The following is a 23,897-nucleotide window of genomic DNA, read 5'->3' on the forward strand; positions in this document are numbered from 1 at the left end:
TCTCTGTGGGCGGCGGAGGCCGCTCGGGGATCTGGCATAGGAGGCGAAGGCGCGGGGCCGCGAGATTGCGGGAAAGGTAGATGCTACGACCCTGACAGGCGCCTGGGAAGGCCGTGGCCGCCGATCTGCCGGCACTCGGGTCGCCGCCCGACCTGCGCCTTAAGCGCTCCACAGCCACGGGACTGAGCAGCCGGCGGCTGCAACGGCTGGAGCGTGGGCGCCCTCGCCTTTGCTCGGGCTCCCGTTGTCCGGAGCGCACGGCGGTCTCGTTCCTGCTGCGTTGCCGGACATGCTTCTGGACCAGACGGAGTACATGGGCAGCAAGAACACCGGGGCCAAGACGGTCCCGGTGTTCTTGCCATGAGCGGGTAGGCCCAGCAAATGCCCGGAACATTGGGTGGCCGCTGCGAATGTCCCCTTTTGGCCGGTCTCAGCCTTCGGCCCGCCCACGCAAGGGCTTGGGACGCGAGGCTGAGCGACTGCGATTGGCTCGATTGCTGCCGATGCTGTCAGCTTCGCGCTAGCTCTGATTAGAGCTTGGGGAGCTGACGGTGCCTTGAAAGCCGGTGATCGAAGAACGGCTGGGACTACTGAGCACGGGACGATGAGCCGTAGAGGAACGTCGTGGGGAGGCTCCGCAGGAAGGGGCCCCAAACCAGGTCCACCTTTTCCCAATATTTTTTACCCGGGTAATATTGACGGCGATTTTTATCCGGGTATAATTCGGATCATCAAATCTCACCTCGCCACCATGTCACCAGACAAGTCCAACTCCCTCACGTGTTCCGGTGGCAACCGCCGTGTTACCACCAGGCCTGTTCGTCCGAGCATCGTAGAGTCGACCTCGCTTTTGTGTCTCGCAAGGGTTGTCTCGCGGGGTACAGGCCACCGCCCGGCGGCGATCGACGACTCGCGGCTGCTGCCGTTTTCGGGAGTCGGGGACAGCCCTTCGGCATAGACACCGCGTCACTCCAAAAACCCGCTAGTGCCCTTTCTCGGACGGTCTGCTGTCAATCCGGGCGGGGAGCCCTTTGTCCAGAAAGAGAAAATGACCTCCAGTTCGTCAATCGCACCCGCTGCTCCAGCGACCTCCCGCCCGCTGTGGCGTACATACCTGGCCATCCTGCTACCAATGATTCTGACAAACACGCTGCAGGTTGCAGCCGGAACCATAGATGGCATCTACCTGGGGCAGATGCTCGGCGTTCAGGCCATAGCGGCCGTCTCGGCCTTCTTTCCGGCGTTCTTCATGCTCCTGGCGATCATCATAGGATTGAGTACGGGTGCCACGGTGCTGATCGGCCAGGCATGGGGGGCACGCAACCCGGAGAAGGTGCGCTCCATTGCAGGAACCGCCATTGCATTGGCACTGACCACAGGCATTGTCGTCAGCGTCGCGGGCGGCGTGTTCGCTTCATCGTTGCTGCAGCGGCTGGGAACGTCGCCAGACATCCTGCCCGAGGCCACGCTGTATGCACGCATCATGTTTGTTGGCTCACCACTCATCATTCTGCTGTGGCTGATGACTTCGATGAGTCGGGGAGTTGGTGATGCCGTCTCGCCATTGTGGACATTGGCCGTGGCAACCATCATCACCATGATATGTACACCAGCCCTGATTTGCGGCTGGGGTGGCATGCCTCGATTGGGGGTGGCCAGTGCGGCCGTCTCGACGCTGGTCGCGTTTGCGCTGGCGCTAGCGTGGATGGCTCGCCGCTGGCTTCGCGCTTCGCATCCACTGGCACCAAATGTCGAACTGCTTTGCCAGATCCGCTTCGACTTGCCCACGGTACAGCGCATGTTGCGTATCGGCATTCCGTCGTCGCTTCAAATGTTCACGGCGGCATTGGCCGAGATCGTGCTGCTTGGCCTCGTCAATGGCCATGGCTACAACGCAACTGCGGCCTATGGTGCCGTGAACCAGGTCATGAGCTGGATTCAGTTGCCCGCGATGTCCCTGGGCATCACTGCTACGGTTCTGTCGGCGCATGCAATCGGCGCAGGTCGCAACCAGCGTGTCCTCGACATTGTGCGGGCCGGCCTCTGGCTGAACATCGTGGTCACAGGTGCCGTAGTTTCCATCGTGTACTTCATGGCTCCCGCGGTCATTTCGCTGTTCTTGACGGATGGCCCCACTGCCTCCCTCGCTCAGGATTTGCTGCGCACAGTTGCCTGGAGTGTCGTGATACTGGGTGCAGCCAACGTCGTTGTCGGCGCGATGCGCGCTAGCGGTACGGTTTTGTGGCCCGCGATGCTTGGCATGGTATCGATCCTGGGAGTGGAGGTTCCGTTCGCCTATTGGCTGCACAGTCGCATCGGAATTTCCGGGATATGGTGGGCTTACACCGTGGGATTCGGGGCCATGCTGCTGCTCCAGTCGATGTACTTCCGATGGGGCTGGCGTCGTCAGCGCATCGAGCAGCTCGTGTAGCGGGCGAATTCGCTCGTGACGGTGGTAAAACCTGACGGCTTCGCCCTGGCAGCCTCCGGCATGACCGTTGGGAACCTCGGCGGACATTTGCATTGTCGATGCCGAGCGTCCGTCTCCGACGAACTCTGATGTCGGTCCGCCCGCCCACAGGCGGGCTGGCGCCAGAGGCAACTGCCGACCCGGAGCGGTCCTTTATCCGTTCGAAGTCTGCGTCCCCTATTCGAGCAAAAACGGACGCTGAACCGCGCAGTAGCTTCTGGCCGAACCGAGGAGTCTGCAGGCCGCCAAAATCTCGATGCACGGCCGGACTTGTTGAACTCGCGTTATCTGCACTCCCGCCGTTGGTGGCACAAGTGCCGCTTACTTCTCGGTGCGTGGTACCTGCAGCCTCGACGTCCAAAGCTGCTGGCACGAGGGTGAGGGACTTTTCTTCCAATTCGTCACGGTAGGAGGACCAGACGAAAACACGGAGTCTTTAAATATTTAAACGATGGCATGAATACTTTGATGGAACGCTCCAAACTGCGACGATTGCGGCACCATGCTTTCCGCGAGCGGTAGTAGCCGGAGGATAGGCAGCTCCTCGGAATTGCCGTAGTGCTTGTCTGCGACACGTTTAGATTTCATAAAGTAGCTTTTTCACCGATATAGGTAGGGTCATGCTCACTGTGAGAAGCCTGTTGTTAAGCCTTGTCTTGGGCTCGGTATCCATTGGGTTGGCGGAAGCGGCGGAGAGACCCAACATCGTGGTCATCATGGTCGATGACATGGCACCGATGGACGTGTCAGCCTACAACCGCGGGCTCGGCGCCGTTACCACGCCGAATATCGACCGCATCGCAAAAGAGGGGCTAATGATCTCCGATTATTACGCCCAACCGAGCTGTACTGCGGGCCGCGCGGCGCTCATCACTGGACAATATCCGATCCGTACCGGACTCACGGCAGTCGGGCAGCCTGGCGCGAAAGTCGGCCTGCAGGACTCCGACGTCACCATGGCCCAGTTGTTGAAGGCCGAGGGGTACGCGACCGGCATGTTTGGCAAATCGCACGTCGGCGACCGCAATGAGTACCTGCCGACAGTACACGGGTTCGATGAGTTCTACGGCTTTCTCTATCACCTCAACGTGATGGAGATCGCTGAAATGACTAACTTCCCGAAAGACCCGAAGTTCCCCGGCATTCCCCGCAACATGATTCACGCGGTCGCTACCAGCTTGAATGACACCACTGACGACCCGCGCTGGGGGCGTGTGGGCAAGCAGAAGATCACGGACGAAGGACCGCTCACGATCGAACGGATGAAGACCATCGACGACACCTTCACCGACATGTCGATCGACTGGATCAAGAAGCAGAAGGCAGCCAACAAGCCGTTCTTCCTGTGGTTCAACCCTTCGCGCATGCACCAGAAGATTCACGTCAGCAATCAGTGGTTGGGCAAGAGCGGGCACACCGAATACACCGATGCCGTGATGCAGCTCGACTCGCTGGTTGGCAAATTGCTGGATTCACTCGATCAGGAGGGGTTAAGCAAGAACACTATCGTCCTGTTCACCTCCGACAATGGCGTGAACCTCTCGCATTGGCCGGACTCTGGCGCTGCGTCGTTTCGCGGCGAGAAGGGGCTGACCTGGGATGGCGGCTTCCGTGTGCCAATGCTGGTCCGCTGGCCCGATCACATCAAGCCTGATACCTGGACCGGAGAGTTCATGACATCCGAAGACTGGCTACCCACTCTGATGGCTGCCGTCGGCAAACCGGACGTGAAATCCCAGCTACTAACTGGCCTTTCCGTCGGCGGCAGGACATTCAAGAATCACCTCGATGGCTACAATCAGCTCGATATGCTGACAAAGCCCGATGGCAAGTCCCAACGGCATGAATTCTTCTACTTCGCCGAAACCAGCATGAACGCGGTTCGCGTGGACCAATGGAAGATACACACGGCCATCAAGGACAAGTGGATGGAGGCAGCCAAGGAGATCCCCGGCGGGCTCGTGATCGACATCAAGGTCGACCCGTACGAGCGCTCTCCCGAAACCGGCGACCATTTCCGCTGGCAACAGCAGCGGAGCTGGATCATTCCAATCATGGCACCGTATATCGAAGCGTTTCAGAAGAGCATGAAAGACTACCCGCCTTCACAGAAGGGCGCCGGCGGGATAGGGATGGCTTCCATGGAGAATTAGCCTAAAGCGGCCGTTTGACATTGAGTCGTAAAAGTCGGCTTTTGGGACGCCGTCCACGGAGCGTCGAAGGTCGGCTTCTGGCCCGTCTCGGCCTTCCGTCTATCCAGGAAAGGGGTTACTGGCGCCGACGGCGGCTACCGCCCCTTCTCGGCCAGTCAGCTTCACAGCGCCGAAAGGCCGAGTCGGCCAGTTTTCTGCTGTTCGGTTTCATAGGATCGAGGGCCGTTCCCGACTCCAGAGCGGCCATCGTCGACCAGACCAATGGCCGGCCGCACATCGGCCAACACCGACTTGCGGCCTGGCATCTGCTTTTCAAGTCAGTCTCAGTCTCCCCGTGAAGGGCGGGATGGCCGCGCTGTTTGCCGCGGCGCAAGGTGCCGTAGGGCAGGATGGACACGCGGACATCAGTAGTCGCCGTTGTCCCGCAACAGCGCCGGATTCACCACCCGGATGCTTCGAAACGCAATCTCGATCAAGCCGCGTCTCTCCAGTTTCTTCAGAAGCTCGTTCAATGTCTGGCGCGAGACACCGACCATGGCAGCCAGGTCCACCTGGGACACCTTGACCGTGACAGGACCGGCATGTTGCTGGTCCGGACGCTGTATCCGCAGCAATGCCGCCAGCTTTGCACAAACACGCTCTTCCGGAGAAATCAGTCTTGAATCCGAGACGTGGCGCAGCAAGCCGGCATATCGCTCCGCGATGAACAGCGCAAGGTAGCGGTAGAAACTCGGATCTTCCTTTGCGATTCGCTCGAATTGCGCCTTGGAAAGCGTGAATATCCGGACGTCCGTGTCGGCGATCACTGCCACGGTGGTCTTCTCGTTGGTGACCAGGGCCAATGGGCCAAACCAGAAACCGGGGTCTCCTACGTGATAGAGGTTCTCCTCGCCGCCGACCAGCACGCGCGTAACGCGGACGTGGCCCTCCAATACTGCACTCATCGCTTTGGGTGTACTTCCCTGTGCGGAAACCACCGCCTTCCTTGGGAAGGTGCGCACCGTACCGCGGGAAATGATCTTGTCCTGCAAGGCTGCGGGCAGACTCGCAAACCACGCATTGCTCACAAGGATGCGTCGGAGTTCCTGATCAGTGGCGTCACCGGTAGCGGGCATGGAAAAACGAGATGAGTTGTCGTCCGGGCGACAAGTGCCAGGGCGCTTCAAATGTAGCATGCCCTCGCATGCTGGCCGTGCGGGCCGGGACGCTCTACTACAGCAAGGAGACGAGTCGTGAAGCAACATTCTGGTTCGGGATCGGTCAGGTCGACCGCGTGCCATCCATTCCGCCGCCGAATCGCGATGGCACTGGCGTTCGCCGCTGCGTGTGGCACAGTTGGCACGGCAGCCGCGCAGTCGCCGCAGTCGCAGCAATCGAAGTCTGGCGGGACTGCAGTCGTCGATGCTATCAGGGACCCGATTCCCGGCCCGCGCAATTGCTTCTGGTCGCGTGGCCCGGTCAGTGCCGATCCGTACATCAATATCGCATATCCCGATGCCGGCACGTTTTACTGGGGCGCGACGTTCTCGATTCCTGAGGGCGCGAGGCTTTCCATGGAAGGCAATTTTCCGCACTCGCGGTATATGTCGCTGATCAGCTATGACGGCGCCGGCGTTCCCGTCGAATCCGTCGCCGACTATCTGATCAAGCCCGCAACGGGTGCGGTGAATCCTTTCCTGCCCGGGGCAAATCGCAACGCAAAGGCGCGAGGCTACTCGCTGGATGTCCTCGACGCAGCGCCTCCGGCCGACCAGCCTGTGGGCATGAACTTGCTTGGGCAGCAGCGCTCGATATTGCATGCTCCGAAGTACGGACCCGGCCAACAGCAGGTTCTCTATCGCATCTATGCGCGAGACAAAGGAGTGGACGAGACAGGAGGCGTCGGACTGCCTGTTCCCGTGCTAACACTCGCAGATGGCCGGGTACTCAGGGGGGATGCGGCGTGTCCCGCATTGCGCACCCGGCAGCCGCTGCAGATCGATCCGGCAGCGCTCGCGGTCCCGATGGAGAAGTACCACGAGCTTGTTGCCACCGCCCGCGAGGTAGGCAAGGAGAAGCACCAGCCTGCGTTTCCGGCAACCAGCCCCCCTACTTGGTTTATCCAGTACGACCGAGAATATCTGTACAGCCTATACACCGGGAAGCCACTGACCAGCCCGAAGAAGAGCACCGGGGGCTTCTATCCGAACCTCGACAACCAGTACATCCGCACTATTGTCAACCGCAAGCTTGGCAAGGTGTTCGTCATCCGCGCCGAGGCGCCGACAACGCCTCGCACAGCCAACGGTGATGCCGTGATGGGCACGGGCGAGCTTAGGTACTGGTCCATGTGCTCAAATCAGGGCTTTGCCAATACCCGCGTCAATGGCTGCGTCTACGACGAGCAGGTTCCGGTTGGTCCGGATGGCTTCTACACGATAGTAGTGAGCCGGAAGGAAGACCGTCCACGCAACGCAACGACACAGTGCGGCATTGCCTGGCTGCCGATGGCGGATGACGGAGATGGCGCCGAAGACGCTGATGTCACGGTGGTGCAACTGCGGCACATGCTTGGGACGACAGACTTTCCCCACGCGGTACAGGCCATTTCGAAGCCGGGCGATGAACGCAAAGTCATGGGCGACTATTACCCGGCGGGCCGCTACATGTCGACCTCGGCCTTCGAGATCGCGGTGCCTTGCATGCAGGACAAGCACTAATCAGCTGCCGTGCTGGCGGAGTTCTTTCGGAGCAGTCGGTCGCTGGCGACATCGCGGAGCCAGCGGCCGGCGAGCCCGCCACTACTTCAAAGCAGAAACAGTACGGCATGGCGACGCGCATATGCGGATGCGCTGGCAAACGCCTACGCCACATCGCTTTCGCTCGGCAACGGCCAGCCGCTTTTCGTTCGATGCCGCGATCAGTTGGCTAGATCGCCGCAACGTCGTCGTCGACGTATGGGGCGTTTTACCGACAGATTGGTCGTCACACGCGTAAGAGCCAACGTTGCTACCGACCAAGGGGCGCCCGCTCAAAACGCCGTCGTTGGCCGGCTACTGTCTGGAGGGGAAACTCAGCCTGACTATTCAGATGGCAGCTTTGGGCCGGTTTCCGCCCTCAGCCTATCCGCGCCTAGGCTTCCAGGCGCTAGAGGCTTCTACCGACCCATCTCTGCCGGTTGAACTTCGTTTAGCAGACGACCGGAGTCACAACTAAACCGGCCATCGAGATTGAAAAGGCCAATGACTCAAAATGGCCGAACTCTGCCCTCCCCGGAAGTTGGCGATAAGCCTTCTTTCTGACGCCCCTTACCGGCCCTCGCCCTATCCAGGGTCCACTCATTCGGAGTCCAGCAGTTTCATGCTATCCAGGATCTTCGGCGGATAGTGCAGCACGTGAGTCACGTGGTCCGCCGCGAAATCCTTGAGGGGCCGTTACCTCGCGCGGATGGCAAGGCCAATGCCATGGACAGGAGTCTGTCCGCACGCCGGCGCGATGCCGACGCTGCCGCTCACTCGTCTTCCGCCTTGCTCATCACCACATTTGGCACTGCCGCGGCGGGAGCAGTCACGAACGCCGCCTGGCGCGGCTTGTCGATGCTGTAGCGCAGGCGCCCCGTCTCGATATAGAAGCGCAGGTTGCGATTTTTCATCAGATAGAACAGGCCGACGAGCGCCGCGGCAAAACCCGAAGCCGCTCCAACACCCAGCGCCCAGCGCGGACCAAAGCGGTCCGCCACCCACCCCACCACCGGCGCGCCAAGCGGCGTGGTGCCCAGTGCAATGGCCAGCAGGATGGCGATTACCCGGCCACGCATCGCCGGCTCGGTCGAGATCTGCACGAGGCTATTGGTGGACGTGGTGAACGTCTGTGTCGATGCACCGATCACCGCCAGCGTCAGGCCGAACAACACCGCATTCGGCATCAATGCGCCAAACATGCAGCCCACGCCAAAGATGGTTGCGGCACCGACCAGGATCGCCATGCGCGGGCGTGCCCGGCGCGCGGCCAGCAGCGTGCCGGTAACGGACCCTATCGCCATGGTCGAACTCAGCAAGCCGTACTGTCCCGCACCGGCATGAAATGCACTGACCGACATCGTCGAAATGAAGATCGGGAAGTTCAGGCCGAAGGTGCCGATCAGGAACAGCATGAACAGCGCCGCCTTCAGGTCGGGGCGTTTCCACACGTACCTGAAGCCTTCCAGAAAGCTGCCGCGTGAGCGCTGCGCGGGCGGCTTCAGGTGCAGCTCGTGCTGACGCAACATGCGCAGCGCGCCGATCACCGGGACAAACGACAGCGCATTGATCAGGAATACCCATCCCGTGCCAATCGATGCAATGAGCAGACCCGTGATCGCAGGGCCAATCATCCGCGCCCCATTGAACGAAGTGGAGTTCAGCGCAACGGCATTGGGCAGGTCCTCCTCGCCGACCAGATCGGAGACAAAGGTCTGCCGCGCTGGGGCGTCGAACGCGGTGACGCATCCGAGCAGCAATGCGAACACATAGACATGCCACAGTCGCACCAGGCCAGTGACGGTCATCAGGCCCAGCCCAAGCGCCAGCAAACCCATGGCTGTCTGCGTGATGAACAGCAGTTTGCGGCGGTTGAAGTGATCGGCCGCATAGCCGGTAAGCGGCAACAGCAGCATCTGGGGGCCAAACTGCAGCGACATCACGATCCCGACGGCAGTCGCGTTGTGATGCGTGAGTTCGGTGAGCACGAGCCAGTCCTGCGCCGTGCGCTGCATCCACGTGCCGATGTTGGACACGATCGCGCCACTCGCCCACACCCGGTAGTTGAAGTTGCGCAGCGAACGGAATGTACGAGCCACGGACGTGTTCCCTATGAATCTATCGTGTTGACGTCACGGCGCGACCAGCCGCTTGAGAAGCTCGATGCCGGTTGCGAGTTGCTGCTGTTCGGCAGCGGTGAAACGACTCTGGATGGCGCGGTAGAGCCAGTCCTCGCGCGCCGCGCGGCTGGCTTTGACTTTCTGGCGGAAGGCCGGGGTCAGCGAGAGAACAGTTTGCCGACCGTCGTTTGGATCGGGCGCGCCGCTGACGGCACCCGCGGCCTTCAGGACTGTCAGCGTCTCGCCCATCGATTGCGGACGCACATCCAGGGCGCGGGCGAGTCCGGCAACCGTTGCCGGGCCATCGCGCTCGAGCAGATGCAGCACCTGGATCTGCGAAGGCGTGAAATCACCGGCCCTCGCCTCTTCGCGCAACCTTCGGCGCAGCGTGCCAATCAGGGCGCGCAGGTCTTCGGCCGTGGCGTGCGCCAAAGCGTCACTTGCTGAAGGAGGACTCTTGCTCATGGCATGCAACTAGAAAGGTTACCTTGCAAGGTTACCTTCCTAACTGGGACAGGTCAAATCGCGCCTCAGGCTGCCAGCAATGGGACGTCAACTGCCATGCAGAACGCCAGCGCGCGCAATGCCCCGGAAAGACCAGCAAGGGCGAATACCGAACGTTTTGTTGGGCCCATGCATCTAGACTGAGCGGTCCGGTCAGGCTAGGATTTTCGGAAAATTACCCACTTGAAGAGGAGGAGACGATGCTGGCTGTTGTTGCGCAGATCAAAGTGAAACCCGGTGCCGAGGCTGAGTTCGAAAAGGTCGCAGCCGAACTGGTGGCGGCATCCCGGCAGGAGGAAGGATGCCTTGAGTACACGCTCTGGCGGACCGCTGAAACCGGGCTTTACGCATTCACCGAGAAATATCGCGATGCCGATGCGGTCGACGCGCATCGGAAATCGGAGCACTTCCGCTCCATCGGCAAAGCAATGGGCGCGTTCATGGATGGCCCGCCCAACGTACTGCGCCTGTCCTCAATCTGATCGACTACGATCCGGCGAACGTCCATGATTGCGTCGACGACCCGATTCCAGGGTCGTCGCCATCCCGGATGAAACTCCTGAAGCCCCGCGCCGTCCAATGCTTTTTGGAAGACATCGGACAATCATCATGCATCGGGTAGTTTTCAGCGCAATTGGACTGGTACTTCTGCTTGGCGCCATTCAGGGATGCGCGTCGTCAAGCGCCCCGGGAGGCCGGGAATCAAGCGTCACCGTGTACGGCACCGTGGATGCCGGCGTGAGCGTGACGCGCGACAAGTGACCCCTGCACGTGCCGAATCAGGCACACCCCTCAGTTTACAAGGAAGGCTGAGCCAGTAACGCCAAGGCATCGGTGAGTGAGAGCACCGTCGTACGCGATTCGAATGCCGTGGCAAATAGATGATCGTGGACGACCGGATCCGGGTCGTAGCAGCAGTCCTTCACCGTGAACAGCCGGAAGTCCGCATCGCTCGCATGCGCCACCGACGACAGCACCACCCCCGTCGACGCGATGCCAACCATGATCAGCGTGTCGATCCCCCGGGCGGAAAGCCGCACCTCCAGGTCAGTGCCGAAGAACACGCTGGCGCGATGCGCGAGGATCAGCGGTTCGTCGGCCCGCTGGCCGAGTTCCGGCGAGATCTGGTCATTGACGAACAGGCCAAGCTGCTTGATGACCTGCCCGTTCCGGTTCAACGGACTGACTTCCGGATACCCCGCGCTGAAATGAATCTTGGCGAAATAGACGCCGACGCCCACCGCTCGTGCGGCATCGCACAGCCTGCGTGTATTCGACAGCAGAGCCGGCGCGACGGACGGGAACAACTCCAGAATATCGGTCTGGTAATGCATGACCACCAGCGCGGTTCGCGCAGGCTCGATTACCGGAATCTGCATGATCATCCTTTCTGGCCTCGGGTTGATGGCAAACCGCTTCGATGCTGCGCCCGTCGGGACCAATGACGAACGCCGCTTGTTAGTTCGCGTGGTAGTTCGCGTGGTAGTTCGCGTAGTGGTTCGCATGGTAGCGCGGGCGTGGACCAAGGGCACCGTTGTCCTTGCTGCCAGCGCCCTATGCCGCGCGATTCATCGCTGACGCCGAATTTGACGTGATCAAACATTGGCGCTCCTGAAGCGTCTGGGCCTTCGCGAAATTCTGCGTACTGTATCCCATCAAGGCCGCGCAACGATGTGCGCCGTGCGCCTGCCGTGCGCCTGCTGTGCGCCTGCTGTGCGCCTGCTGTGCGCCTGCCGTGCGCCTGCCGTGCGTCAGTGGCACTTCCTTCGATCCATCGTCGGAATCGTCTGACGCACCTTTCGGAGCCGCCCTTCTGCTTCCCTCCCCCACCGCGAACCTAACCTTGATGCATGGGCGCACAGCCCTGCCCCCGCCGCCGGGCAGCAACGGGAGGGCCCGGCGGATCCGATTGAATCCACTTTGAACAGGAGCTCGAACGTGATGAGTAAATGGCTCTCGGCAGTAGTGTGTTCGATGCTGGTTGCCACGCCCGCAGGCATGGCACTGGCGCAAGCCCCGGCAGGATCGAAGGCCGATCACGAAGCTGCAATCAAGCAGGCGGATGCCGACTACAAGGCAGCATCCGCGAGATGTGACGGCATGAAGGACAACGCGAAGGACGTGTGCAAGCTGGAGGCCAAGCGAGATCGTGACGTGGCCAGGGCTGACGCGGATGCGCGCCACGAAGGTACCGAAAAGGCCCACGCCAAGGCCATGAAAACCAAGGCCGATCGAGACTACGACGTGGCGAAGGAAATGTGTGACGACAAGAAGGGCAACGAGAAGGACGTCTGCGTGAAGGATGCCAAGGCCGCGCATGAGCGGGCCGTGGGCAGCGCGAAGATCGAGAAGGCCGCAGCCACCGGCAGCCCCGAGGAAGTCGCGCAAGCGCGCCGTGCTGCCCAGAAGGACAACCTTGACGCGGCATACGAGGCTCGCAAGGAACGTTGCGATGCGATGTCCGGCGACGCCAGGAGCCAGTGCCAGGCCGATGTCGCCGCCAAGTTCGGCAAGTAATCAACCGTCAATCATCACCTCCGCCAATTGCTGGCGTGTTCCCGGGGCGGCGTCCGTATGTCCGCACCAGGAACTTCACTCAAGGAGTCAGATATGAACTGGGATCAGATCGAAGGTAAGTGGGAACAGGCCAAGGGCAAGGTCAAGGAACAGTGGGGCAAGCTCACTGACAGCGATATCACGCAGATCCGCGGTAAGCGGGACCAGCTTCTCGGCCGCATCCAGGAACGTTATGGCTGCACCAAGGAAAAGGCCGAGGATGAGCTGAAGGCATGGGAGCGTGACGTCCACTGGTAACCCATCGCTTGCAAGAAAGAAGGGCGTGCCACCCGGGCACGCCTGTTTCCGGGAGTCACCATGACCATGGTTACCAGTGCGGGACCCCTCATATCGTTGATCGCTGGCATCCTCATTCTGATCATGCCGCGACTGCTCAACTACATCGTCGCCATCTACCTCATCGTGATCGGTCTGCTCGGGTTGTTCGGCGGACATCTACGCTAAGAGGCACTATCAAAATGATTCTGGCGTCGTTGCGCGGCCTTGCCGTACCACTTGTACTGTCTGCGGCCCCGCGCCTAGCCAGAACCGCTTCGCTTCATTTTGATAGCGCCTCTAACGGCGCCGTAGTGAAGGTTGGCCGTCCCGGAGCAAGAGATGGCCGGACACGTCAGCCGCGCAAATACGCCACGGCCCCCGACCCGGCCACGCGCCCGCTCGCAAAACAGGCCGTCAGCAGATAGCCGCCGGTCGGCGCTTCCCAGTCCAGCATCTCCCCCGCGCAAAACACGCCCGGCAATGCGGTCAGCATCAGTCGGTCATCCATCGCCTCGAAGCGGACACCGCCCGCCGTGCTGATGACTTCGTCGATCGGCCGCGCGCGAACGAGCCGCAGCGGCAATGCCTTGATGGCTGCCGCCAGCGTCACGGGGTCGTGCATCGCTTCCTTCGTCAGGACCTCACGCAACATGCGCGCCTTGACGCCGGTAATACCCAGCCGGCTCTGCAGATGGCTCGATACCGAACGCGAGCCGCGCGGCCGGCTTACTTCGGCCGCGACATCCTCCGGGGAGCGCCCCGGCGCCAGGTCCACCGTGATGATTGCGAACCCGTGCGTGTCGATCAGATCGCGAATCGGCGCGGACAGCGCGTATACCAGACTGCCTTCGATGCCGGTCTCGCTGATGACGAACTCGCCCTGCCGCTGCAATGCCGTGCCATCGACCGTCGTGACGCCGATGGCCACCGACTTCACTGGCTCACCCGCATGTTGCGCGCGGAACACTTCGCTCCAGGCGATATCGAAGCCGCAGTTGGCGGGCCGCAGCGGCGCCACGTCAACGCCACGCGCCGCCAGCATCGGCAGCCATGCGCCATCGGAACCAAGACGCGCCCAGCTACCGCCGCCGAGCGCGAGCACAACCGCACGTGCCGCCACCTCGATCTCGCCGTCCCGCGTGGCAAAGCGCAGCACATGCCAGCCGTCGATGGGCGCGCCAAAACCGATCCAGCGGTGCCGCACGTGAATGCGCACCCCGGATTCGCGCAAGCGATGGAGCCATGCCCGCAACAGCGGCGCGGCTTTCATGTCAGTGGGAAATACGCGCCCCGAACTGCCGACAAAAGTGTCGATGCCCAGCCCGTGCACCCAGGCACGCAGTTTGTCGGCGTCGAAGCTGTCGAGCATCGGCCCGATCCGGTCCGCGCGTGCGCCATAGCGGCGCAGGAAGGCTTCCGCCGCCTCGGAGTGGGTGATGTTCATCCCGCCCTTGCCGGCCATCAGGAACTTGCGACCGACCGATGGCATGGCGTCGTAGACGTCCACCGGCAGGCCTTGCCCGGCCAGCATCTCGGCGGCCATGAGACCGGCAGGTCCCCCGCCAATGACAATGGCGCCATCGTGGCGGATGGGTTCTTGGGCAGGAACAGCGGGCATGGAATCGTGGATGACGGAGGGCTGGCGAATTATAAGCGTAGCCACGCCAGCGGCGATCCGTCCGCGCTCGCCGCCTGCTCCCGGGCTGTGGTACCGTCGATTCCCTTCGTCCGCCGCACAATTCCGTCAGGCATCACATGGACAGTCCAACACTCACGTTCGCCGATCAGCAAGCATGGGAAGTCTGGCTCGAAGCCAATGGAGGCACCGCATCCGGCGTCTGGCTCCGCATCGCCAAGCGATCGGCCGGGGAAGCCACGGTGTCCTATGCGCAGGCGATTGAAAGCGCCCTTTGCCACGGGTGGATCGACGGGCAGAAGCAGGCCGAGAGCGAACACTATTGGCTCCAGCGCTTCACGCCGAGGACTGCAAGGAGTATCTGGTCCAGGATCAACAAGGAAAAGGCCGAAGCGCTGATCGCCGCCGGGCGAATGCGTCCAGCCGGGCTTCGTGCCGTCGAGCAGGCCAGACGCGACGGACGCTGGGAGGCCGCCTATGCATCCCCGAGCAAGGCGACCGTGCCCGACGATCTGCAGCAGGCCCTCGACGCCAACCCCAAGGCCAGGAAATTCTTCGCCACCCTGAACAGCCAGAACCGCTTCGCCATTCTGTTCAGAATCCAGAACGTGAAGAAAGCCGAAACGCGCGCCAGAAAGATTGCCCAGTTCATCGAGATGTTGAACAAGGGGGAGAAGATCCATCCCTAATCCCGACGGCGGCACCAGGGCAACGCTAGGTCAGCGCCCGCAAACCCTGCAACACCGTCGGCACCAGTTCGGACACCGTGGGGTGGATATGCACCGCGCGACTGATGGTCGTGTAGGGAGCCCCGGCGTACATCACGTCGAGCAGTGAGTGCACCACCTCGTCGCCGTTCAGGCCGAGGATCGCAGCGCCCAGCAACAGCCGCGTGTCGGCGTCGACGAGTATCTTCATGAAGCCCTGGCTTTCGCCCTTCTCCACGGCCCGCCCGACACGGCTCATGGGCCGCGTGCCCACCAGCACCTTGCGCGTTGACTGCCGCGCTTCCCGCTCCGTCATGCCGATGCGGCCCAACGGCGGGTCGGTAAACAAGGCATAGGCCGGAATGCGATCCGTCACCGCGCGCGGATCGTTATCGAGCAGATCGGCCGCGACGATCTCGTAGTCGTTGTAGGACGTATGCGTGAAAGCGCCCCGGCCGTTGCAGTCGCCAAGCGCCCAGATGCCGGGGACGCTGGTGCGCAGTTGATCGTCCACCTTGATGTAGCCCCGGGCATCCGTCTCGATACCTGCCTTGTCGAGCCCCAGATCGTCCGTATTGGGCACGCGCCCGACGGCCATCAACAGGTGCGAGCCGTGAACTTCAGGCGCCCCGCCCGCGCAATCGAGCCCGACGGCAATATGGTCACCGTCCTTGCGCGCGCTCAGACAGTTGGCGTCGAGCCGGACCTCGATGCCCTCGCGTTCGAGGATCTCCCGCACGGCTTGCGACACGTCCTCGTCTTCCCGCTGAATCAGCCTCGGGCCTTTCTCGACGATGGTCACCCTGGCCCCGAACCGCCGGTACATCTGGCCGAATTCAAGGCCGATGTAGCTGCCGCCAACGATGATCAGATGCTCCGGCAGGAAGTCGACTTCCATCATGCTTGAGTTGGTCAGGTATGACACCTGATCCAGCCCTGGCATCGGTGGAATCAGCGCCCGGCCGCCGACGTTGATGAAGATCTGGTCGGCCTCCAGCAACTCCCCATTGACCCGCACGCCGCGCGCGTGCTCGAAGCGGGCGTGCCCCTGATGGACGGTGACGTTGTCCAGCCCGCGCATCCACTGCTCCACGCCCTGGCTGGACCTGCCCGAGATTTCGTCCTTGCGTGCCTTTACCTGCCTCATGTCGACCGCGACCGGCCCACCGATGGTCACGCCGTACTCGGCAGCCCGCCGCGCCAGTTGCGCGGCGTACGCACTGGCGATCAGCGCCTTGGTAGGGATGCAACCGGTGTTCACGCAGGTACCGCCAAACCGCCCGCGCTCGATAACCGCCAGCTTCTTGCCCGCGCCGGCCAGCCGCGCCGCGAGTGCGGGGCCGGCCTGTCCGGTGCCAATGATGATCGCGTCCAATCTCTGAGCCATCACGATTCTCCTTGCCGGGTACCGTGCTCGCCACCGGGCGAACCACGAAAATGGGCGCCTCCGCGACATCACCCGGGCCGCCAGCGCCAGGACCGCGCGTGCCCGATGATTCCCGGAAGCCAGATCCGAGCATAGTGGACGATCCAGACGTTCGCCGGCCGCGTTGCAGCGGCCAAGTGCCGCCCGCTTCCGGGTTTCCCCTCAATCTTGGGTATGAAGCGCGGTGCGACAATCCAGCCTGATCGCCCGAAGCAGGCGTCGCGGCGAGGCAATGATCGCAGGCCAACCCAAGGGAGAAGAATATGCGTCGTCTTGCCGTTTTTTCCGCCGTCCCGGTCGCTTTTGCTTGCGGCTATCTTGTCGCCCACATCGACCTGCCGCATGCCCACGCCCAAACCCCGCCGGCCGCGCTGGCGCCCCTGATCGTCAACCTGGCGGCCATGAGCGACGAGGCCATCGGCCCGCAAGTGCCCAACATGGGCACACTGCGCACCAAGGGGCTGGTCAACACGCCTTCCGGAACCATCGCCGTGCAGTCGGGCAATGTCCCCAAGCACTACCACAACAGCGCCGACGAGATTCAGTACATCATCTCTGGCAAGGGCGTCTTCTGGCTGGGCGATGAAAAGCGCGAGGTCGGCCCCGGTGACCTGATCGTGATTCCCAAGGGCACCGCGCATGCGGGCTCGATCGCATCCAGCGGCGAGTTCAAGGCCTTGGCCATCAAGCTGCCGCCTCAGGCCGCCGGCGATACCCATCTGCTGCCCTGAATGCTGACTTGAATCCGCGGCCGCCTGGCGGCCCTGACCCCGCAACCTGCCGGCGCCGCATGTGCGGCGCCGCTCATATCTGGCCCTCTAGGCCATTGTCCGGCAAGGCAACTCCCCATAAATTCCCGGAGGAGACCTATGCCGCTTTCCTGGAGCCGCCAGCACATGATTCGCGACCTGATCGAGTCCACCCCCGCCCCGGGCGATCGTGCCGACGTATGCATCGTCGGCGCCGGCGCGGCCGGCATCCTGCTTGCCGTGGAACTGGCCCGCCATGGCCGGCGCGTGGTGATGCTGGAAGGCGGCGGCGAAGACATCGAGCAGGCCTCGCAGGACACCTATCGCAGCGAGATCGCCGGCCTTCGCCACCATGGCATTCACGATGGCCGCTTTCGCGCCATCGGCGGCTCCACCACGCGATGGGGTGGCCAGATTCTGGAGTTCGATGCCATCGACTTCGAGCAGCGCCCCTGGGTGGAAGGGAGCGGCTGGCCCATCTCCAAGCGGGAACTGGCCCCGTACTATCAGCGCGCGATCGAACTGGAAGGACTCGCCAGCGCGTCGCTTGAGGACGCGACCGTCTGGCGCGAACTGGGACTGGCGCAACCGGTGTTTTCGAATCTCGACACGTTCCTGACCCGCTGGTGCCCGGAAACGAACTTCTCGAACCTCCACGCCAGTACCCTGCGCAACCATCCACTGGTGACCGTGTGGCTACATGCCAATGCCGTATCCCCCATCGTGGAAGGCACCCATGTTCGCGGCGTCCGATGCAGGACGCTGCAAGGCAAGGAAAGCACGTTCCGCGCGGACCGCTTCGTCTGGTGCATGGGTGGCATCGAAAGCTCGCGGTTCTTTCTGCAGCCGGAGCTGACGCAAATGCCGTGGCAACGCAACGCGCTGCTGGGCAGGCATTTCCAGGACCACGTGGTCTGGCATACATGGCTCGACGTGACGAACCGGCGCAAGTTCCTGGACGTGTTCGGCAACGTGTTCAGTCGGGGCTACAAGTACCAGCCCAAGATCCGGCTTTCGCGCTCGCTGCAGCAGCGCTATCGCACGCTCAACGTCGCCGCGCAGATCTCCTTCGAAAGCGAGTCCGGCGAGATCCAGGCACAGATCAAGACAACGGCCAAGAAGCTGTTGCGCGGCCGCGTTGGCGAAGTCACGGGCGGCGAGATTGGCCGGCTCGTCCGCCATGCGCCACTGCTGGCGCGTCAGAGCTGGAGCTACGCGGTGGCGCGCCGCGCGTATGTGCCGCCGGACGCCCGCATCGGGCTGCAGATCCAGTGCGAGCAGTCGCCACGCACGGACAGCGCGATCCGCCTGTCGAACTCGCGCGACAGCCTGGGCCTCTGCCGCACAAGGCTCGACTGGCGCATCTCCAATCACGAGGTGGATACGATCCGGGCCTTCGCGAAGGTCGCGCAGGACTCGCTGGCGGGCATCGCGCGCGTGTCCGACCCGAGTCTGTCAGAGGCCCCCGATGACAGTATCCGGGCCACCTGCGACGACATGAACCATCACATGGGCGGGATGCGCATGTCGGCCAGCGCCAGTGACGGCATCGTCGACCTCGACCTCAAGCTGCATGGCATGGACAACGGCTATGTATGCTCCGGCGCGGTATTCCCGACCTCGAGTTTCTCCAATCCGACGCACACCGTACTGGCACTGGCCGTACGGCTGGCCGAGCATATCGGGCGTCGCTGACATGGATCTGGCGTCTCCATCACGCCACCGCAACCGATCAACCTCCAAGGACTTGTCGATGGAAATCATCCCGTTCGCCAACACCGGCCGCCAGACCACCCGGCTCGGCTTTGGCGGCTCAGGCATCATGGGCGCGCTGGACCGCCGCCAGTCGCTGTCCATGCTCCGGGCGGCCTACGACGCCGGTGTCCGCCATTTCGATACGGCGCCGATGTATGGCTATGGCGAGGCAGAAAGCTGCCTCGGCGAGTTCCTGCGGGAGGTACGCGGCCAGGTGACCATCACGACCAAGTTCGGCATCCCGCCTCCGGACAGCAACGCCGTCACGCGCCTGGCGCGCGTGGTAGCGCGGCCGGTGCTGCAGACGTTTCCGGGCCTCAAGCAGATGCTGCGCAAGACCGTGATACCGATACCTGGCACATCCTTCTCTCCGGTCACCCCCTCCGAACCGAATCCCATCTTCACCGCACGCCAGGCGCGTGAATCGCTGGAAGCCAGCCTCGCCACCCTCGGCACCGACCATATCGACCTGTGGCTGCTGCATGAAGTCACCGCCCAAGACCTGACGGCGCGCGACGGCAACCACGAGCTCCTGCGTGTCATGGAAGACGCCGTGCGCGACGGCAAGATCGGCACGTTCGGCGCTGGCTCCCATCGCGACCAGATTCCCGAACTGGTCCGCACCCAACCCGCCTTCTGCCGCGTGGCGCAGTTCGAATGGTCGGTATTCGATCCGGCCATTCCCGATACCCCCTATCCGCGTATCCATCACCGGGCGCTGAACCAGCACCTGCCGTTGCTTGTGGCGTGGCTGCAGGCCAGCCCGGCCACCTGCCTGCGCTGGTCCACCGAGGTCGGCGCCGATCTCGCCAATGCCCGCGTGCTGGCGCAACTCATGCTCAAGGCCGCGCTGGTCATGAACCCGGCCAGCGTGATCCTGTTCTCGTCGAGGCGGCCGGAACACATCCTGGCGAATATCGACGCAGCCGAGGACACGTCACTGGACCAACCGGCACGCCGGCTTCACGCGCTATTCCAGCGGGAGCGTCCACCTGTCCCCGCCTAGGCACCTGATCCCGTCCTGATCCCATCTTGATCCCCCAATCCGCTCCCAGATTGGCTCGCTGATCCCGAGCCAGGTCATTCCCCTAGGGTCCACGCCTCGCTCGCCGGCCCGGTTTCACCACCCCCCGCCACTGCTCCCACCACCACAACAAGGCTGGCGGCCCCAGTGCCTGCTTTGCCACTTGTGACACCCACTCCATTTCCCCACCCACCCAACCCCATATGGGTGGCTGTTCTCTTGAACGCAATTTGATGTACTGCGCACCGGCCATGAGCTTTTCGCGCGTGCGCGCCGGCTCGGCGACCCAACAAGCCGCATACAGGAGACAGATGTGACCCAAAATGAAAAGCTCGCCGGCGACACGCCGGCGGTGGCGGCCTTCGACTACATCATCATCGGCGCAGGATCGGCCGGGTGCGCCGTAGCGGCGCGGCTGGCCGAGGATGCTGGCGTGACCGTGGCCCTGCTCGAAGCTGGCCCGACCGATCATCACTTCAGCGTCTGGACGCCGGTGGCCGTTGCCGCGATCGTCCCGAAAGCCGGTCCGCGCAACTACGCCTATCGCACCGTACCGCAGCCGGGACTCGACGGCCGGCAGTCCTACCAGCCGCGCGGGCGCGGCCTGGGCGGCAGTTCGTCGATCAATGGCATGGTCTATATCCGTGGCCACCGCAGGGACTACGACACCTGGGCGCAACTGGGCTGCCATGGTTGGGGCTATGACGATGTGCTCCCCTATTTCCGTCGCAGCGAAACCAACCATGCGCTCGATGACCGGCACCACGGCAAGGACGGCCCGCTGCACGTCAACGAGCTGCGCACGCCCAACCCGTTTTCCGCGCGCTTCATCGAGGCCGCGATGCAGGCCGGCATCCCGTTCAACCGCGACTTCAACGGCGCGGAACAGGACGGCGCCGGCTACTACCAGGTCACGCAGCGCAACGGCGAGCGCTGGAACAGCGCGCGCGCCTACCTGCACCATGGCGATGCCAACGATGGCACCTTCAGCGGCGGCCGCCGCAACCTGACAGTCTGGCCCGACACGCAGGTGCAGCGCATCGTGTTCGAAGGTCGCCGCGCGGTCGGCGTCAGCATCACGCGCGCCGGCGTCACGCAGGTGCTGCGCGCGCGCCGCGAAGTGATCGTCAGCGGCGGCGCCTTCAATTCGCCGCAGCTTCTGCTCGCATCCGGCATCGGCCCGGCTGCCCATCTGCGCGATCTCGGCATCGACGTCGTGCACGACCTGCCCGGCGTGGGCGAAAACCTGCAGGACCACCTCGACATCGCCGTTTGCCGTCAGGTGTCATCGCCGCAGCTTTTCGGATACTCGCTGCGCGGCGCGGCCAGGATGCTGGGCCAGTGGCGCCAGTATCGACGCGACCGCACCGGCATGTTCAGTTCCAACCTTGCCGAAGCAGGCGCCTTCCTGCGCAGCCGGCGGGACCTGGCCGAGCCCGACCTGCAGTTCCACTTCGTGCCGGGGCTTTCCCCGACGCACACCGGCATGCGACGCCGCGATCTCAAGCATGGCTTCACCGGCCTGGCCTGCCTGCTGCGCCCCGAAAGCCGCGGTCACGTGCGGCTGAACAGTGCCGACACCCGCGACGCGCCGCTGATCGATCCGCGCTTCCTTTCCGCCGAATCGGACATGGCGGGCATGGTCGCCTGCTTCCGCCTGATGCGCCGCATCTTCGCGCAGCCGGCGCTGGCTTCCGCGCAAGGCCGTGAACTGCTCACCGAGGAGATCGGCCCCGGCGACGGCGACGAAGCCGCCATCCGCGCGTATGTGCGCCGTCATGCGGATTCGGTCTTCCACCCGATCGGCACCTGCAAGATGGGCGTGGATGCGATGGCCGTGGTCGACCCGTCCCTGCGCGTGCACGGCGTGGAAGGCCTGCGCGTAGTCGATGCCTCGATCATGCCGACGCTGATCGGCGGCAACACCAATGCACCCGCCATGATGATCGGCGAGAAGGCCGCCGACCTGATCCGCTCGGGCGCCTGATGACCACCACCTCTTCCCACCTGGAGCATTTGATGCGCTGTTCCACCCGCTTCGCACTGACCGCCATCGCGGCCAGCCTGATTGCCACGACCGCCTGCGCTAATGGCCCCGCTGTTGGCACCGCTGCCGGCCCCGCTGTTGGCCCTGTCGCCGCCTCCGGCCCGGCGCCGAATCCGTTCCTGGCCCAGTCGTACAACAACCAGACTCACTGGAATGACGCCGCCACGGACAGCGTCGGATTCACCGTGCCGCGTGGCAACTTCGAGATTACGCCGGAATCGGTCCAGGTCATTCCGAACGAGTCCGTCAGTCTCCCGCTGGTCATGGACCACGTGGGCGGCAAGGACATCTACTGGTGGTGGGCCGGCTTCTCGCTGCGCAAGGTAACGGTCGAGAACGGCAAGCTGACCGAGATCGCGCGTACCGATATCCCCGTGCGCCTGCCGAACTACACCCCCGTGACGCCGACGGAGCGCCAGGCACAGGCCGAGAAGGTCAAGGCGTTCCTGGCGGCCCGCGACGAGGCTGGCCTGCTCGCCTACATGAAGTCGCAGCCGAACCGGATGGTGTCGTTCGCCGAGGACCAGGTCGCCAACGGCGCGGTCTACGCGGTGCTGGGCCGCGACGATACGTTCTACGGCTGCAGCGGCCGCCAGATCTTCCGTATCGACCAGCTCGACCCGAAATCGCCCGCGTCGGGCATGACGCCGCTGCGCGCCGCCACGCTGCCGGCCAGCCTGTTCGACAACGAGAAGATCAAGCGCGGCAAGACCCGCCTGCCCGCCGATATCCTCTTCGGCATGGGCATGACCTACAACGGCTACCTGGTCGTCAACACGCTCGGTGGCAAGGTCGTTACGCTCGACCGCAATTCGCTGCAGGTCATCGACAGCTACACCGTATCCGGCGCCGACGAGATGTTCATGAACAGCTTCGCCACGGGCCCCGAGGCCGGTGGCGGCGCGGTCTACGTGGCGTCCAACACCACGATGTACCGTCTGGTGGTGGATATCCACGGCAAGATCCACGACGACGAGGCCAGTGGCGCGTGGCACGCCAACTACGACCGTGGCGTAGTAATGCCCGCGCCCAAGATCGCCGACGGCACCGGCTCCACGCCGACGCTGATGGGTTTTGGCCCGGACGAGGACAAGCTCGTGGTCATCACCGACGGCGCGCGCAAGATGCGCATGGTGGCCTTCTGGCGCGACAACATCCCCGCCGGCTGGAAGGCCAAACCGGGCACGCAGTCGCCGCGCATCGCGGACCAGCTGGCGGTGGACATGGGTCCCAAGCTCGAATCGGTCCAGTCCGAGCAATCGGTGTCGGCTTTTGGCGACTACGCGTTCGTGGTCAACAACATCCCGACCAACGATTCGCCCCAGATCGAGCGCGGCGGCGGCTTCACGAGCCTGATCAACGGCGCCACGCGCCCGGGCCCGAGCGGCGTGGCCATGCTCAAGTGGCAGCAGCGCACCCACAACTGGAAGATGCAATGGGTGCGCACGGATGTGTCGTCGATATCGGTGGTGCCGATGATCAGCGGCGGCGGCCGCATGGCGATCGTCGACGGCTACTTCACGAACCGCTGGAACGACCGCTATCACATCGGCATGGATCTGGACACCGGCAAGACCGTGATGACGATCCGCACCGGCACCGATCCGACCTTCAACGGGCTGTACTCGCCCGTCAAGGTCGATGCCGAGGGCCACATCTTCTATAGCGGCGCATTCGGGCTGGTGCGACTGGACACCTCCCGGATGAAGCGCGTGACCGGGGATGCCGTGACCACGGCGCAACGCCAGTGATCC

20 protein-coding genes are annotated in these 23,897 nt (G+C 63.2%); 14 read left to right on the forward strand and 6 right to left on the reverse strand.

Translation table 11 applies throughout. The features are described 5' to 3' along the window. Positions 1-1,048: 1,048 nt before the first annotated feature. Both B2246_RS15185 and B2246_RS15190 read left to right on the forward strand, forming a co-directional pair. The gene (locus B2246_RS15185) at positions 1,049-2,431 is read left to right on the forward strand and encodes an MATE family efflux transporter (RefSeq protein WP_286881976.1); all 1,383 of its coding nucleotides are present in this window, start codon (positions 1,049-1,051) and stop codon (positions 2,429-2,431) included. 659 nt (positions 2,432-3,090) lie between these two features. Then, on the forward strand, positions 3,091-4,623 hold the full coding sequence (locus tag B2246_RS15190) for an arylsulfatase (protein ID WP_286881975.1): 1,533 nt from the start codon (positions 3,091-3,093) through the stop codon (positions 4,621-4,623). A gap of 404 nt (positions 4,624-5,027) precedes the next feature. Here the strand turns inward: B2246_RS15190 and B2246_RS15195 are convergent, their stop codons facing one another. Then, positions 5,028-5,798, reverse strand: coding sequence for a Crp/Fnr family transcriptional regulator (locus B2246_RS15195; RefSeq protein ID WP_241227922.1), 771 nt, complete (start codon positions 5,796-5,798; stop codon positions 5,028-5,030). Positions 5,799-6,176: 378 nt separating this feature from the next. On the opposite strand from B2246_RS15195, the gene B2246_RS15200 reads away from it, so the two are divergent. Then, on the forward strand, positions 6,177-7,322 hold the full coding sequence (locus B2246_RS15200) for a hypothetical protein (protein ID WP_286881973.1): 1,146 nt from the start codon (positions 6,177-6,179) through the stop codon (positions 7,320-7,322). Between the two features lie 791 nt (positions 7,323-8,113). On the opposite strand, the gene B2246_RS15205 is transcribed toward B2246_RS15200, so the two are convergent. Both B2246_RS15205 and B2246_RS15210 read right to left on the reverse strand, forming a co-directional pair. After that, complete coding sequence (locus B2246_RS15205; RefSeq protein WP_035883864.1) at positions 8,114-9,439, reverse strand: MFS transporter; 1,326 nt, start codon at positions 9,437-9,439, stop codon at positions 8,114-8,116. Between the two features lie 33 nt (positions 9,440-9,472). After that, complete coding sequence (locus tag B2246_RS15210; RefSeq protein ID WP_286882034.1) at positions 9,473-9,925, reverse strand: MarR family winged helix-turn-helix transcriptional regulator; 453 nt, start codon at positions 9,923-9,925, stop codon at positions 9,473-9,475. A gap of 239 nt (positions 9,926-10,164) precedes the next feature. Here B2246_RS15210 and B2246_RS15215 point away from each other — a divergent pair, with 239 nt between their 5' ends. Together B2246_RS15215 and B2246_RS15220 are read left to right on the forward strand one after the other, a co-directional pair. Then, positions 10,165-10,446 carry a putative quinol monooxygenase gene (locus B2246_RS15215; protein WP_008649234.1) on the forward strand — a complete coding sequence of 94 codons (282 nt, stop codon included), beginning with the start codon at positions 10,165-10,167 and terminating at the stop codon, positions 10,444-10,446. 127 nt (positions 10,447-10,573) lie between these two features. Next, positions 10,574-10,726 (forward strand): hypothetical protein, encoded by a 153-nt coding sequence (locus B2246_RS15220; protein WP_017511327.1) that lies wholly within the window; start codon positions 10,574-10,576, stop codon positions 10,724-10,726. A 35-nt stretch (positions 10,727-10,761) separates the two neighbouring features. Here B2246_RS15220 and B2246_RS15225 read toward each other — a convergent pair whose 3' ends face one another. Then, complete coding sequence (locus B2246_RS15225) at positions 10,762-11,343, reverse strand: isochorismatase family cysteine hydrolase (RefSeq protein WP_286882033.1); 582 nt, start codon at positions 11,341-11,343, stop codon at positions 10,762-10,764. 559 nt (positions 11,344-11,902) lie between these two features. Here B2246_RS15225 and B2246_RS15235 point away from each other — a divergent pair. From B2246_RS15235 to B2246_RS15245, 3 genes are all read left to right on the forward strand, one after another. Next, complete coding sequence (locus B2246_RS15235) at positions 11,903-12,481, forward strand: hypothetical protein (protein ID WP_286881972.1); 579 nt, start codon at positions 11,903-11,905, stop codon at positions 12,479-12,481. A gap of 93 nt (positions 12,482-12,574) precedes the next feature. Continuing rightward, positions 12,575-12,778, forward strand: coding sequence for a CsbD family protein (locus tag B2246_RS15240; protein ID WP_008649225.1), 204 nt, complete (start codon positions 12,575-12,577; stop codon positions 12,776-12,778). A 60-nt stretch (positions 12,779-12,838) separates the two neighbouring features. Further along, complete coding sequence (locus B2246_RS15245; RefSeq protein ID WP_008649224.1) at positions 12,839-12,985, forward strand: DUF3096 domain-containing protein; 147 nt, start codon at positions 12,839-12,841, stop codon at positions 12,983-12,985. Positions 12,986-13,151: 166 nt separating this feature from the next. Here B2246_RS15245 and B2246_RS15250 read toward each other — a convergent pair whose 3' ends face one another. Beyond that, entirely contained in the window at positions 13,152-14,417 is a 1,266-nt protein-coding gene (locus tag B2246_RS15250) for a TIGR03862 family flavoprotein (RefSeq protein ID WP_286881971.1), read from the reverse strand. 137 nt (positions 14,418-14,554) lie between these two features. On the opposite strand from B2246_RS15250, the gene B2246_RS15255 reads away from it, so the two are divergent. After that, positions 14,555-15,124 (forward strand): YdeI/OmpD-associated family protein, encoded by a 570-nt coding sequence (locus B2246_RS15255; protein WP_286881970.1) that lies wholly within the window; start codon positions 14,555-14,557, stop codon positions 15,122-15,124. 25 nt (positions 15,125-15,149) lie between these two features. On the opposite strand, the gene B2246_RS15260 is transcribed toward B2246_RS15255, so the two are convergent. After that, positions 15,150-16,529, reverse strand: coding sequence for an FAD-containing oxidoreductase (locus tag B2246_RS15260; protein ID WP_286881969.1), 1,380 nt, complete (start codon positions 16,527-16,529; stop codon positions 15,150-15,152). A gap of 302 nt (positions 16,530-16,831) precedes the next feature. Here B2246_RS15260 and B2246_RS15265 point away from each other — a divergent pair, with 302 nt between their 5' ends. The 5 genes from B2246_RS15265 (at position 16,832) to B2246_RS15285 (ending at position 23,894) form a co-directional block, all read left to right on the forward strand. Further along, positions 16,832-17,299 (forward strand): cupin domain-containing protein, encoded by a 468-nt coding sequence (locus B2246_RS15265; protein ID WP_008649220.1) that lies wholly within the window; start codon positions 16,832-16,834, stop codon positions 17,297-17,299. A 138-nt stretch (positions 17,300-17,437) separates the two neighbouring features. Further along, complete coding sequence (locus B2246_RS15270; protein WP_186426700.1) at positions 17,438-19,012, forward strand: FAD-dependent oxidoreductase; 1,575 nt, start codon at positions 17,438-17,440, stop codon at positions 19,010-19,012. Positions 19,013-19,070: 58 nt separating this feature from the next. Beyond that, entirely contained in the window at positions 19,071-20,078 is a 1,008-nt protein-coding gene (locus B2246_RS15275; protein ID WP_008649216.1) for an aldo/keto reductase, read from the forward strand. Positions 20,079-20,409: 331 nt separating this feature from the next. Then, a complete protein-coding gene (locus B2246_RS15280) occupies positions 20,410-22,083 on the forward strand; it encodes a GMC family oxidoreductase (RefSeq protein ID WP_286881968.1) in 1,674 nt (557 codons plus the stop codon). A 32-nt stretch (positions 22,084-22,115) separates the two neighbouring features. Further along, the gene (locus tag B2246_RS15285) at positions 22,116-23,894 is read left to right on the forward strand and encodes a hypothetical protein (RefSeq protein WP_286881967.1); all 1,779 of its coding nucleotides are present in this window, start codon (positions 22,116-22,118) and stop codon (positions 23,892-23,894) included. Positions 23,895-23,897: the final 3 nt, after the last annotated feature.

This window comes from Cupriavidus sp. UBA2010 (assembly GCF_002335265.1).
Classification (GTDB): Bacteria; Pseudomonadota; Gammaproteobacteria; order Burkholderiales; family Burkholderiaceae; genus Cupriavidus; species Cupriavidus metallidurans.